This window comes from Micromonospora sp. CB01531 (assembly GCF_001905095.1).
GTDB lineage: Bacteria > Actinomycetota > Actinomycetes > Mycobacteriales > Micromonosporaceae > Micromonospora.
The window spans coordinates 50459-63231 of sequence record NZ_LWLS01000073.1 but is presented as its reverse complement, the minus strand read 5'-3'; the positions used below and the strand labels follow the sequence as shown (position 1 = coordinate 63231).

Annotated in this window: 10 protein-coding genes and 2 tRNA genes; 4 read left to right on the top strand and 8 right to left on the bottom strand. The window is 72.3% G+C overall.

The window, feature by feature from the left end; translation table 11 throughout:
* Positions 1-83 precede the first annotated feature (83 nt).
* On the bottom strand, positions 84-323 hold the full coding sequence (locus tag A6A27_RS21180; RefSeq protein ID WP_073836378.1) for a DUF6458 family protein: 240 nt from the start codon (positions 321-323) through the stop codon (positions 84-86).
* Between the two features lie 173 nt (positions 324-496).
* Between A6A27_RS21180 and A6A27_RS21175 the strand changes: the two genes are divergently transcribed.
* Positions 497-569: transfer RNA gene (locus A6A27_RS21175), tRNA-Gly, on the top strand.
* 58 nt (positions 570-627) lie between these two features.
* Positions 628-702 (top strand) — tRNA-Val (locus A6A27_RS21170).
* Positions 703-724: 22 nt separating this feature from the next.
* Here A6A27_RS21170 and A6A27_RS21165 read toward each other — a convergent pair.
* The 4 genes from A6A27_RS21165 to A6A27_RS21145 all read right to left on the bottom strand — a co-directional run bounded on the left by A6A27_RS21165 (position 725) and on the right by A6A27_RS21145 (position 6198).
* Entirely contained in the window at positions 725-1294 is a 570-nt protein-coding gene (locus tag A6A27_RS21165; RefSeq protein WP_143194092.1) for a hypothetical protein, read from the bottom strand.
* A gap of 91 nt (positions 1295-1385) precedes the next feature.
* Positions 1386-3629: an MMPL family transporter gene (locus tag A6A27_RS21160; protein WP_241825371.1), complete on the bottom strand. Its 2244-nt coding sequence runs from the start codon at positions 3627-3629 to the stop codon at positions 1386-1388.
* 427 nt (positions 3630-4056) lie between these two features.
* Positions 4057-4932 (bottom strand): LPXTG cell wall anchor domain-containing protein, encoded by an 876-nt coding sequence (locus A6A27_RS21155; RefSeq protein WP_073836375.1) that lies wholly within the window; start codon positions 4930-4932, stop codon positions 4057-4059.
* 672 nt (positions 4933-5604) lie between these two features.
* Entirely contained in the window at positions 5605-6198 is a 594-nt protein-coding gene (locus tag A6A27_RS21145) for a hypothetical protein (protein WP_073836374.1), read from the bottom strand.
* Between the two features lie 728 nt (positions 6199-6926).
* On the opposite strand from A6A27_RS21145, the gene A6A27_RS21140 reads away from it, so the two are divergent.
* On the top strand, positions 6927-7934 hold the full coding sequence (locus tag A6A27_RS21140; protein ID WP_073836373.1) for an NAD-dependent epimerase/dehydratase family protein: 1008 nt from the start codon (positions 6927-6929) through the stop codon (positions 7932-7934).
* 70 nt (positions 7935-8004) lie between these two features.
* Here A6A27_RS21140 and A6A27_RS21135 read toward each other — a convergent pair whose 3' ends face one another.
* Positions 8005-8979, bottom strand: coding sequence for an Acg family FMN-binding oxidoreductase (locus A6A27_RS21135; RefSeq protein WP_073836372.1), 975 nt, complete (start codon positions 8977-8979; stop codon positions 8005-8007).
* 188 nt (positions 8980-9167) lie between these two features.
* Between A6A27_RS21135 and A6A27_RS21130 the strand changes: the two genes are divergently transcribed.
* Complete coding sequence (locus A6A27_RS21130; protein WP_073836371.1) at positions 9168-9806, top strand: response regulator; 639 nt, start codon at positions 9168-9170, stop codon at positions 9804-9806.
* A 48-nt stretch (positions 9807-9854) separates the two neighbouring features.
* On the opposite strand, the gene A6A27_RS21125 is transcribed toward A6A27_RS21130, so the two are convergent.
* Both A6A27_RS21125 and A6A27_RS21120 read right to left on the bottom strand, forming a co-directional pair.
* A complete protein-coding gene (locus A6A27_RS21125; protein WP_198940386.1) occupies positions 9855-11528 on the bottom strand; it encodes a GAF domain-containing sensor histidine kinase in 1674 nt (557 codons plus the stop codon).
* 91 nt (positions 11529-11619) lie between these two features.
* A complete protein-coding gene (locus A6A27_RS21120) occupies positions 11620-12630 on the bottom strand; it encodes an Acg family FMN-binding oxidoreductase (RefSeq protein WP_073836405.1) in 1011 nt (336 codons plus the stop codon).
* Positions 12631-12773: the final 143 nt, after the last annotated feature.

Genomic DNA, 12773 nt, shown 5'->3' with positions numbered 1-12773 from the left:
GGGGTGCCGGCCGCGCTGGCCGGCACCCCGTACGCGTATGCCTGGTCCCGGGACGGATCAGTTCCGTCGGTTCCCTCGACGGATCACAGCGGTGGGGCGATGTCCCGGCGCTCGTCGACCCGCCGGTACTCCACCGGCTCGGCCGTGGTGACCACCTCGCGGCGACGGCCCCAGACCAGCGTGGTCATGATCAGGCCGAGGACGCCGGCCGCCATCAGGATCCAGCCGACGACGTCCAGGCTGACCCCGCCGATGTGGGCATTCAGCGCGAAGGTGAGGATCGCGCCGACGGCGATCAGGAAGATGCTGGTACCGATTCCCACGACAGCCTCCTTCGGGGGACGGGTTGTGCTGTCGAGTGCAGTCAGTACCCCGACGGCGACCAGCGCAATCACCAGGCGTGGCGACACGGCCGGACGCGCGGGTGGGGCCTCCCGCGCGACGATCTCGTCATCGGGTACAGTTCTACCCGTCGCCGACGCGAGCCGGCGACAACGCGGACGTAGCGCAGCTGGTAGCGCATCACCTTGCCAAGGTGAGGGTCGCGGGTTCGAATCCCGTCGTCCGCTCGCGATCCACCCCTCGCGGGGCTGGCCGCCGCCGGTGTGTCAACCCCGGCGAGCGCTCGGGCGATTGGCGCAGTGGGAGCGCGCTTCCTTGACACGGAAGAGGTCACTGGTTCAAACCCAGTATCGCCCACCAACGGTTGTCAGCGGACCCGGCGTCAGTCGGCGCCGAGCACGATGACGCTGCCCTCGCCCGCCCGGTAGCTGTCCAACAGCTCCGGCAGGGTGGCCGGGCCCGCGTGGTCCAGGCACAAGACCGGGCGTAGCCCACCGCCGGCGACCTCGCCGTCCTCAGTCATCGCGGGGCGATGATCCGGCCCGGGGAGAAGCCCTGGGTAGGCGGCGAGGGCGTCGACATCGATGTCGATCTCGCGGTAGAGGACGGTCACCTGGCCCCCGTCGATCGTCTCGTTGGCGACGTTCGCGGCGGACCGCTGGAACTCCACACCGTGTTCGGCGAGGTTCTCGGCCATCCTTTGTGGTCGGGTCACCAGCCGGACACCCAGGCGCGAGCCGGTCAGCTCGACCGTGGCCCGCAGGTCGTCGGGCAGCAGGTAGAAGACTCCCTCCTCGCCCTCATGCCCGTAGCCGAACAGGTCACACGCCACCCGTTCGTCGGGGCCGCCACGGGTGTCGAGGCCGAGGACGATGTTCAGCTCGTCGGGCCCCGCGGGCGGGACCGCGGCGATCCACATCCGCGCAGAGTCGTCACCGCAGACAATGTTCATGCTGGGAAGTTAACCACCGGCCCACCCGGCGACAGTCGGCACCGCAGCGGACCCGCGCCGCGACGCCGTGGCGCGGGTCCGCTGCCACCCTCTAGCTCACCGGGACCGCCTCGCGGGCGGGCGCCGGCTGCTCCTCCTTCTCCTCGGCCACCTCGCCGTGCGACAGCGTGGGCAGCCAGTTGAGCCAACTCGGCAGATACCAAGCCCGGTCGCCGAGCAGCTTCATGGTCGCCGGCAGCAGGACGGCGCGCACGATGGTGGCGTCGATCAGGATGGCCACCGCCAGGCCCACCCCCATCTGCTTGAAGCTGAGCAGCGACATGGTGCCGAACACCGCGAACACCGCCACCATGATCAGCGCGGCGTTGGTGACCACGCCCGCCGATGCCTTGATGCCGTGGGTGACCGCGCGCTCCGTGGACATTCCGCTGTCGTACGCCTCGCGGATCCGGCTGAGGATGAAGACCTGATAGTCCATCGACAGTCCGAACAGGATGACGAAGAGGAACAGCGGCAGCCAGTTGACGATCGCCCCCGGCGTGAAGCCGAGCAGGTCCGCGCCGTGCCCGTGCTGGAACACGAGCACCAGCACACCGTAGGCGACGGCCACCGACAGCAGGTTGAGCACGATCGCCTGGATCGCCACCATGATTGACCGGAAGCTGCTCAGCAGCAGGAAGAACGCCAACAGCAGCACGAACACGAGGACCAGCGGAGCGGTGCGGGACATCTGCCGGTTGAAGTCCACGGTGGCGGCCATGGCGCCGGTGACGTACGCCTGCGTGTCCGGCTGCGCGCCGACGGTCTCGGGCACGATCGTCTCCCGCAGCGCCGCCACCGACTTCCGGCCCTGCTCGCCGTAGCCGATGCTCAGCGAGACCGTGGCCACCGTCTTGGCCGGATTCACCTGCACGCTCACCGGTTCGTGCGCCACGCCCGTGGCCAGCGCCCGATCCTTCAGCCGCCCGATCGCCTCCTGCATCGCGGGGCTGGACACGTCCGGCGCTTGGACCGCCACGGTGGCCGGCTCGTTGCCGCCCGGGAAGGCCCGGTCGATCGCCTTGAACGTGGCCGCGATCGGATAGTCGCCCTGCAGGTCGTCGATGCCGGGCTGGCCGAGCCGCATCCCGACGGCGGGCACCGCCAGCGCGACGAGCACGCCCACGGTCAGCACGGTGGACAGCCACGGACGGCGCAGCACGCCGGTGAGGATGACGTTCCACACCCGGCCGCCACCGGCCCGGCCGCCCAGCCGCCGCGCCCAGGTGACCCGGCCACGGGTGACCACCCGGACGATTCCGTGGATCACCCGGGCGTCGACGGCGTCGCCGAACACCGCCAGCGTCGCCGGGAGCACGGTCACCGAGGCCACCATGGCGGTCAGGACGACCAGGATGGTGCCCTGCGCGAAGCCCATGAACACGCCGTGGTCGGTGAGGAACATGCCGGCCATCGCCACGATCACGGTGACGCCGGAGATCAGCACCGCCCGGCCGGAGGTGGCCGCGGCGATCTCCAGCGCCCGCTCCTTCGACCGTCCCTTGGCCCGCTCCTCCCGCTCCCGCCGCACGTAGAACAGGGAGTAGTCCACGCCCACGGCCAGCCCGATCAGCAGCATCAGGTTGGTCGTCGTGTCGGCCACGTGCAGCACCTTGCTGGCCAGGGCGAGCAGGCCGGTGGCGGCGAAGAACGCGGTCATCGACACCCCGAGCGGGATGAGCATGGGAAGCAGGGTGCCGAAGGCGATCAGCAGGATGATCGCGGTGATCGGCAGCGACAGCGCCTCGGCCCGCTGGAAGTCCTCGTTGACCGCCACGCCGGCCAGCCGCTGCATGCTGGCCGCGCCCGCCTGCTCCAACCGCAGGTCGGGGTGCCGGGCCTGGACGCCGGCGACCGCGTCGAGGACCGGCTGGACCCGCTCGTCCGCGGTGTCGCCGGCGCCGGTCATGTCGAACAGCACCAGCGCCGTGGTCCCGTCGGCGGTCCGCGGCGCCGGCGTGGCCGGGTCGTACGGCGTGCGCAGGTGCTCCACCTGGCCGGTGGCCTGGACCGCGCTCGCGACGTCCCGCACCGCTTGGCAGAACTCGAGGCTGTCCACGGTGAGCCGCCCGTCGCGGGCCTGGACCAGCACCATCTCACCCGCCACGTCCGGGAAGCCGGCCTCGTCGATGATCTGCTGGGCCCGCCGCGAGTCGCCGTTCTGGCCCTCGTAGCTCTTCATCGGGGTGGTGCCCACCGCGTTGCCGACGACGGTGGTGAGCACCACGAACGCCAGCCAGAGCAGAATCGCCCACCACCGATGACGTGCGCTCCACCCGCCGACACGGGCAGCCACACTCTTCGTTTCCCTGGCCCGTTCCCTGGTCAATGTCGGCCTCCGCCGTCTTTGATGAACGCCTGTTGTGGTCTGCGCGCCCCACCACGCGCGTCGTCGCCAGTTCGACCGCCGCTCGTCCTCGTGGTGTACGCCGTCGAGCTCCGGCGATCGACTGAAGCAACCGGTCCTTGAGGCCGCCTCGACGCCGTCCACAGCAGCCGCCGTCCCGGGACGGACGGCGGCCTGCGCGGTCACCCTCGCCCCAGCCCCACCGTGCGCCCGGCCCGCCCGTGCATCGCGGTTGTCTTCGGGTACGGACCCTCGTCGCTTTCGGATCTTGGGCGGTTTCCGTTCGGGGGACGGTAACTGCCCACGATGCGCAGACGCCGCTGGCCGGCGCCCTTTCCAGGCGCCGGCCAGCGGCGTTGTGCGGTTGTGACGGGTGCTATGCGACGAAGCGGGTACGGCGCCGGCGGGCCAACAGGTAGCCGGCACCGCCGAGCAGCAGCAGGACCGCACCGATGCCCGCCACGGTGGCGGTCTTCGAGCCGGTCACCGGCAGGCCCCCACCGTCGCCGCCGGCGCCGGGACCGGACGGGCCCGCGCCGGGTGCACTGCCCGTCGGGCTCGCGCTCGTACTGGGGGTGGCGCTGGCGGTCGGGCTCGCGGTGGCCGTCGGGCTCGCGGTGGCCGTCGGGCTGGCGGTCGGGGCGACCAGGTTGGCGTACACGAAGTTGATCGGCCGCGGTGTGCTCGGCAGCGGCAGGTCACGGGGTGCGAGCGTGAGAGTGGATCCGCTGCCGCGTACCGGCTCGTCGCCCTGACCGTCGTTCTTCGCGAGCTGCTGGACGCCGCCCAGCTCGTCGGCCCACGCCTTGCTGGCCCAGCGGAAGACGACGCTGGTGACTTTGTCGGCGCGAGCGTCCGTCGCCGTCACGATGACATCCCCGGCCGGCGCCAGCGTGGCGTGGGCGGCGAGCTCGTCGTCGAACTCGCACCAGGCGATGTCCAGGTTGCTGTCCTTGGTGTACCAGCAGTTGTCGTACTTCGTGAGCAGGTCGAGGTCGTCGAACGCCCGCACCTGCACGACGACGCCCTTGACCGGTGCGTCGCCCAGGTTCGTCACGCCGAGCGAGGCCGGTACGACCTCGCCGGGCTTGACCGGGTACTTGATGTTTCTGCCGGTGTCCGGGTCGCGCTCGGTGACGGCGGCGAGCGTGGCGGTGTCCGGCGCGGCGACGGCCGGGGCCGGCAGGGCGGCGACACCTGCGGCGAGGACGGCAGTGCTCAGGGCTAACCGGGCGGTAACGCGTGCGGACATGTGAACCCCCGTGGGTTGGCGACCGCAAGACCTTACTGATCGAGATCTCCGTCAGGTGTACCGACCAATGCCTCGAAGTCGTTCAGTTCGCGACAAGTGGTATCAGGAAGTGATCCGCATCACTCTCCCCGCAACTCGAAACGCCGCTGGCCGGCACCCGTCTAGGGGTGCCGGCCAGCACGTGTTCACGTTCTTCGCTTGTCAGCTGTGGTGCTCGGCTGTTTGGGTCAGCTGTTCCAGTGCTGGGCGACCAGGTCAGCGGCCTGCTGCTCCCACTGGGCGTAGGCGTCCGGGTAGGCCGACACCTGCACCGTCTGCGCGGCCTTGGTCAGCGGCATGTCCTGCCACCCGTCGACCTGCTTCAGACCCTTCTCAAACGCCAGGGTCGCGTACTCCGGGTCNGTCAGGCTTGATCCCTGCGCCGGGCACGGTCGCCCCCAGCCCCGTCGTGTGCCTTCGCCGCCCGTGCGTCGCGGTCTTCCTTTCTGGTACGACCCGCTGCCGAGTTGGCCGTGGGCGCTGCTGCGCCAGTGCGCGCTTCGGGATCTTTGATGGTTCCGGTCAGCGCTGACGGCGGCGTTCAGGATGCGGAGATGCTGCTGGCCGGCACCCGTCTTGGGTGCCGGCCAGCGGCTTGTGCGTGTTCTTCAGTTGGTCAGCTGATCAGATGGGTCAGCTGTTCCAGTGCTGGGCGACCAGGTCAGCGGCCTGCTGCTCCCACTGGGCGTAGGCGTCCGGGTAGGCCGACACCTGCACCGTCTGGGCGGCCTTGGTCAGCGGCATGTCCTGCCACCCGTCGACCTGCTTCAGACCCTTCTCAAACGCCAGGGTCGCGTACTCCGGGTCGGTGATCTGCTCCGGCGTACCCCAACCACTGGACGGGCGCTGCTGGAACAGGCCCAGCGAGTCATGGTCATTCTTGTCGCCGAGGTGGCCCAGGTTCTCCAGCTTCGACTCCTGCAGACTCGTGGCGATCGAGATCACCGCGGCCCGCTCCGGCAGACCGGCCTTCTTCGTCGCGGCGATGATCGCCTTCGCATTCGCGGTCTGCTCGTCGTTCAGGGTGATCTTCGACTGGGCGCCCTGCACACCATGCGGGATCAACTTGCCCATGTCGACGGTCGGCTTGTCGGCCTGCACGGCCGCCACCGGCTTGGCAGCGGTGACCGGGGCATCCGCGTGGGCGGCGATCGGACCGGCGAACACACCACCGGTGAAAGCCAGACCAGCAACACCAAGAACACTCTTACGCAGCATCGAATTCATGACGAAAGCTCCATTCGGGGGTTGGCGCACACACCGCCCATGGGGATGAGCAGGGCGCGCAAGCACCGTCAGGCGCTCAAACAAAGCGGGGAAAGTCTTTCGACCGGCTAGCTCGCGGGGCAACGGGGGTTCGCCTCTTCGCGGCGCCGGGACCATGTCCAACGACCGGCGGCCCGCCAACATTCCGGGCCCGACCACCCCACCACACGGGGGCATCGGTCGCGTGGTTCATGTGCAACGACCGGGGCCCGCCATCATTCCGGGCCTGGCCACCCCGGCTCGCGGGGCGCCTTCCTCGGCCGTGCACCGTGTTCAACGACCCCCGGCCGCCAGAGATTCCAGGCCGAGGATGCCGACCGTCACCCGCAAACCGGACATCGCCGGCCACAACGCCTGGCGAGCGGCGATACCGCCACGTCCGGCAAACGGAGTCGAACACGGTTCAGCCGGAGCTTGGGAGGTCGGGATGCTCGGCCCGGTCAGCAGCCGCAGCCCGGCCAGGCGGCGGCGGGGCCGGCGAGCCGGGACGGGGCAGACGATCACGCGCAGGGGGCCGCCGGGAGGCCGGAAGCGCCTCGCCAGGGCCACGGGGCCGGGCCGCAGGGGCGAGGCGGGGATCTCCAGGCGCGCCGGCTTCGGCCGGCCGGCGGAGGGTTTCTGCCCTGGGCAGATCCGCTCACCGAGAACGTTGTTCACCGACGGGCCGCGCAGGGGGCAGGGTGGGGCGTATGAGACTGCTGGTGTTGGGCGGGACGGGATTCGTGGGTGGGGCCGTGGTGGCCGAGGCGGCACGCCGGGGCTGGTCGGTGACGGTGTTCAACCGGGGGCTGCACGGTGACGTGCCGGTGGGCGTACGCCGGTTGCGGGGGGACCGGACGGCGCCGGACGGGTTGGCGGCGCTCGCCGGCGGTGCGTGGGACCTGGTCGTGGACACCTGGGACGGCGCGCCCCGGGCGGTGCGGGACGCGGCCCGGGTGCTGGCCGACGCGGTGCCGCACTACGTCTATGTCTCCAGCGGGTCGGTCTATGCCGAGCCGGTGCCGCCCGGCGTGGGCGAGGAGGCGTCGACCGTTGACGCTGCGGCGGACGCGGTCGACGGCGACTATCCGCAGCTCAAGGCGGGCGGGGAGCGGGCTGCGGTCGAGGTGTACGGCGAGCGGGCGTTGCTGGCCCGGGCCGGGTTGATCCTCGGGCCGGGCGAGGACATCGGGCGGCTGCCGTGGTGGTTGCAGCGGATCGCCCGGGGCGGGCCGGTCCTGGCTCCGGGGCCGCGCGACCTGCCGCTGCAGTATGTCGACGCGCGGGACCTTGCGATCTGGCTGCTGGATCGAGGTGCCGAGGGTGTCGGTGGGGCGTACAACGTGGTGAGCCGGACCGGGCACGCGACGATGGGTGAGCTGCTCGACGCGGCCGTCGTGGCGACCGGCGCGGACGCCAGCCTGCACTGGACGGACCCGGAGCCGATCCTGGCCGGGGGCGTGGAGCCCTGGAACGACCTGCCGATCTGGATTCCGTCGGGCCACCCGTATCGATGGTTGCAGGAGCGGGGCGTGGAGCGGGCGTACGCGGCGGGGCTGGTCTGCCGGCCGGTGGCCGAGACGGTCGCCGACACTTGGCGCTGGCTGCGCGCGGTGGGCCAGGTGCCGCCCCGTGCCGGGCGGCCGGTCCGGTCGGCGGTCGGGCTCGACCCGGAGCGGGAGGCGAAGCTGCTGGCCGGCTTTACCCCGACGGCCTGACCTGGGCCGGACTTGCTGGCCGCCGCGCTGTGGAGGCGCGACGCCAGGACCGGGACCGGGCGCGGCGAGGTCAGGCCGGCACCACCGGCAGGTCGAGCACCTCGTCGACGGGGCGGCGCGGGGTGGCGGTGCCGGGCTGGCCGTAGCCGATCCGCATCACCATCTGCGGGGTGCCGAACCGGCCCAGGGACAGTCGTAGCGCCTCCCGCGCCCCGGGCACCTCGATCGGCTGGGAGATCAGCGACACGCTGAGCCCGGCGTCGGTGGCGGTGAGCAGCACCCGTTGTAGGGCCTGGCCGGCGATGACCTGGTCGGCGGCGGTGTTCCCGGTCGAGCCGAGCACGGCGACCAGCGGCTCCGGTTCGAAGTCCCGGCCGGGTGCCCGGTTGCGGCCGCCGAAGCCGCGCTGCGGCAGCAGGTCCTGCGGCTCGCTCGGCGGCCCGCCCGCGGCGGCCGGTACGCCGTCGGGCGAGGGCTCGGCGCGGATCCATTCGGCCCGCTCGGCCGCGTACGCCGGATCGCGTTCCAGGACCCGGTGGGCGCTGCGGGCGACCTCGGCGAGCGCGTTGACCGCGCCGGTGCCGATCACCAGTTCCAGCCAGCACTGCTCGGCCCGGGCGGCCTCACCGAGGCGCCAGCGGGCGTCGGCGGGGACCGGGTCGGGCCAGAACGGGGCCCGGTTGCTGAACCGGCGGTGGATGGCTGCGGACAGGCTCTGCTCGGCGGGAGTCGGGCGGCGCGGGAGGTCCGGGATCAGCCGGGCGACCACGTCCGGGTTGGCGGGGTACGGGCGGAGCCGGACTGTGGCCGGCGTGCCCGCCACGGCGAGCGCCAGCCGCAGGTTGAACAGGGCCGCTCCGCAGGCGATCCGGGTGCCCCAGCCGGTCGGGTCGGTGGCGGGCAGCCGGCGCAGCGGGTCGACGGAGAGTTCGATCCCGCCGTCGCGCAGCCGGAACCGCCACGGCTGGGTGTTGTGCAGGGAGGGCGCCCGGACGGCGTCGGTGGCGGCGGCCCGCAGCTGTTCGACGGTGAACCCCGTGGTCATGGTGGTGCTCCTTCCGTGGCAGGCCGTGCCCATCTTCCGGGTGGTTCCCTCCTACCGTGCGGCAACCAGCAGCTTCGCGAGCAGGGCCGGAGGTCCCCACCTGGGCGGGCCCGTCTGCCTGGGGCGGCTCGGCACGGTAGGGACCTTCGGCCCGTGCCGAGCCGGGGCCGGCGGGGTAGAAAGGACGGATGATTCGGGTGTTCCTGCTCGACGACCACGAGGTCGTCCGTCGTGGCCTTGCCGACCTGCTCACCAGCAGCGGCGACATCGAGGTGGTCGGCGAGTCCGGCTCCGCCCAGGAGGCCGCCCGCCGGATCCCGGCGCTCCGCCCCGACGTGGCGATCCTCGACGCCCGGCTGCCCGACGGCAACGGCATCGACGTGTGCCGGGACATCCGGGCCGTGGACTCCTCGATCAAGGGGCTGATCCTCACCTCGTACGAGGACGACGAGGCGCTCTTCGCGGCGATCATGGCGGGTGCCGCCGGGTACGTGCTGAAGCAGATCCGGGGTACCGACCTGGTGGACGCGGTCCGCCGGGTGGCGGCCGGGCAGTCGCTGCTCGACCCGGCGATCACCACTCGGGTGTTGGAGCGGATCCGCAGCGGTGTCGAGCAGCCGCGCGAGCTGAAGTCCCTCACCGAGCAGGAGCGGCGGATCCTGGAGTACGTGGCGGAGGGGCTCACCAACCGGGAGATCGCCGGCAAGATGTTCCTCGCCGAGAAGACGGTGAAGAACTACGTCTCCAGCGTGCTGGCCAAGCTTGGCCTGGAGCGGCGTACCCAGGCGGCGGTGCTGGCCACCCGGCTGCTCGGCCAGCGGCACTGACGGCGCCGGCCGCCGGGCCCGCGCGCCGCGGTTGAGCTGTCGCGCGGCTCAGTCGAGCAGCGGGACGCTCCAGCGCACCTCGGTGCCGTGCGGGACCACCCGGCTGAGCTGGAAGTCGCCGCCGAGCCGGTCGGCCCGCTCGCGCAGGTTCACCAGGCCGCTGCGGGCCGCGTCCGGGTCGCAGCCGACGCCGTCGTCGGTGACGGTGATGGTCACCCAGCCGGCGTCGACCCGTATCGTCACCGACACATGGTCGGCCTGTGCGTGGCGTACCGCGTTGGACAGCGCCTCCCGCAGCACGGCGGTGAGCTCGGGTCGCAGCTCGTCCGGGACGGCGCTGTCGATCGGGCCGCTGAGTTCCAGGTGAGGGCGGTGGCCCAGCGCCTCGGCGGCCACCTCGATCGCCTCGCGGATCTCGGTGCGCAGTGCGGCGCTCATCGGCGTGCGCAGCTCGAAGATCGTGCGGCGGATGTCCCGGATGGTGGCGTCCAGGTCGTCGACCGCCTGGTTGATCCGCTTGGCCACCTCGGGCCGCATCGCCACGGGGGCGGTGCTCTGCAACTGCAGGCCGGTGGCGAACAGCCGTTGGATCACCACGTCGTGCAGGTCGCGGGCGATCCGTTCGCGGTCCTCCAGGACCACCAGCAGTTCCCGTTCCTCCTGGCCCCGGGCCCGTTCCATGGCCAGTGCGGCCTGCCCGGCGAAGCTGTTCAGCAGTGCGGCGTCGTCCTGGCCGACTGGACCGTGGTCCGGCCGGTGGGCGATCACCAGCACGCCGTGCAGGGCGTCGGCCGCGGCGAGCGGGGAGACCACCGCCGGCCCGGCGACCACGGGCCGCGGCCAGGGAGCGGCCTCGGCGAGGCTCGCCAGCAGCTCGTGGCGGCGTTCGGTGACCGAGCCGGCGAAGCTGGTCTCGGCGGCGGGCAGCACCACGCCGACGAGGTCCCGGGCGGCCCCGTCGGTGGCGTCGACCACCTCGACGGTGAACTGGCCCTCGTCCTCGTCGTAGAGCAGCACCAGGGCCAGTTCCGCCTCGGCGACCTCCCGGGCCCGCCGGGCCACCAGGGTCAGCGCGTCGGTACGCCGGACCTCGCCCAGCAGCACCGAGGTGATCTCGGCGGTCGCGGCCAGCCAGCGTTCCCGCCGGTGGGCCAGCGCGTAGAGGCGGGCGTTCTCGATCGCGACGCCGGCCGCGGCGGCCAGCGCGACCACGATCTCCTCGTCGTCCTCGGTGAACTCGGCCGCGCCCTGCTTCTCGGCGAGGTAGAGGTTGCCGAAGACGTGGTCGCGGATGCGCACCGGCACGCCGAGGAAGCTGTGCATCGGCGGGTGGTGCGGTGGGAAGCCGTACGACAGGGGGTGCTGGGTGATGTCCGGCATGCGTACCGGGCGGGGGTCGTCGATGAGCAGGCCGAGCACCCCGCGGCCGTGCGGCAGCTCGCCGATCTTCGCGTGCAGCTCCTCGCTGATGCCATGGATGATGAAGTCGTGCAGCAGCCGGTCCGGGCCGATCACGCCGAGCGCGCCGTACTTCGCGCCGACCAGTTCGCACGCCGACTGCACGATCCGCTGCAGGGTGCTGCGCAGGTCGAGGTCAGTGCCGATGCCGACCACCGCGTCGAGCAGGGCGCGCAGCCGTTCGCGGCTGGTGACCACCTCGCCGACCCGGTCGAGCATCTCCTGCAGCAGCTCGTCGAGCCGGACCCGGGAGAGCGGGGTCAGCCCCAGGGACGGGGTGACGTGCTCGTTCCGGGGATTCGGTGCGCTGGTCACCGGGCGATGTTATCGCCCGGTGACCGTCGGGAACGAGCCGCTAAGCGCTGCCGGCGCGTACCGCGGAGGTGTCGACGATCTCTTCGGTGGGCAGGCGCGGGGTGTGCGGCGGTCCCGCGTGCGCCGGGTCCGCGAGCCCCAGCCGTAGTGCCAGGTATGGGAAGCCGAGCCCGGCCAGCAGCCGGCGCACGGTCTGCCGGGTGCCTTCCACCTCCACCACGCCGCTGAGCGGCACCATCGACGCGCCGAGCCGGGTGGCGGTCAGCCAGGCGGCGGAGAGGCCCTCACCGGCGCGCAGCCAGTTGTCCGGCTCGTCCTCGGTGTTCCAGAGGATCCCGTAGACGGCCGCCCGGTCGTGCCCGGGGCCGATCGGCAGCGTGCCGGGACGGCCGAAGTCCCGGGCCGGCACGGTGGTCTGCGGGGCCTGCTCGGGCAGCACCTCGGGCGGCAGCCCGGTGCCGGTGCCGGCCCGGCTGGTCCAGTACTCCAGCTCCTCGCGGGTTTCCGGGTCTTCCGCCGTCACCGTGGCGGCCTGCCCGGCTGCGGCGGCCAGCTCCATCACCTGGTCGGAGTCCAGCACCTCGAGCCGTACGCCCTCCGCGAGGGCCGCCCGCACGATCTCGTCGAGGGCCGGGCCGGGAAGTGGCTCCTCGCGCACCGGCCGGCGGTCGGTGTGCCGGACGTGCATGCACTGCACGAGGCGCATCGCGTCCGGATCCGCCCCGGTGTGCCGGAACCCGGTGAGCCGGGCGAGTAGTTCCGGCTGCGCCGGGTCGGGCAGCCGCTCCACCAGTGCCGTCCAGCCCTCGGCGGCCAGCGCCACGCGTGCGTGGTGCAGCGCCGCGCCGCAGCTCAGGGTCACCAGCCGGCCCTCCGGGTCGGTGGCGGTGAGCCGGGCTTCCCGCACCATCCGCAGTTCCAGCGCGTCGGGGAGCACCTTCCAGCGCCACGGCTGGGTGTTGTGCACCGAGGGGGCGCGACCGGACGTTGCGGCGGCCTCGGTCAGCGCGGTGGTCAGCGCCCGGTCGGTGGTCGGCGTCTCGTGGCTCATCGTCACGACCTTTCCGTTTCCCTCATCGTGCCCCACCCCGCGCGGGTCCGGGCGGCCTTGCCGCTCCATCCTCTGGCATCCGGCGGGCGGTCGCACGGCCCGCACGACCCGCGTACCCGGGCCCTTCGGCCCGCGCCGAATAC

Coding starts and splice junctions, on each gene's coding strand:
- A6A27_RS21145 (WP_073836374.1), bottom strand. CDS start 6,198: ATGAATTCGATGCTGCGTAAGAGTGTTCTTGGTGTTGCTGGTCTGGCT.
- A6A27_RS21135 (WP_073836372.1), bottom strand. CDS start 8,979: ATGACCACGGGGTTCACCGTCGAACAGCTGCGGGCCGCCGCCACCGAC.
- A6A27_RS21120 (WP_073836405.1), bottom strand. CDS start 12,630: ATGAGCCACGAGACGCCGACCACCGACCGGGCGCTGACCACCGCGCTG.
- A6A27_RS21140 (WP_073836373.1), top strand. CDS start 6,927: ATGAGACTGCTGGTGTTGGGCGGGACGGGATTCGTGGGTGGGGCCGTG.
- A6A27_RS21165 (WP_143194092.1), bottom strand. CDS start 1,294: ATGAACATTGTCTGCGGTGACGACTCTGCGCGGATGTGGATCGCCGCG.
- A6A27_RS21130 (WP_073836371.1), top strand. CDS start 9,168: ATGATTCGGGTGTTCCTGCTCGACGACCACGAGGTCGTCCGTCGTGGC.
- A6A27_RS21155 (WP_073836375.1), bottom strand. CDS start 4,932: ATGTCCGCACGCGTTACCGCCCGGTTAGCCCTGAGCACTGCCGTCCTC.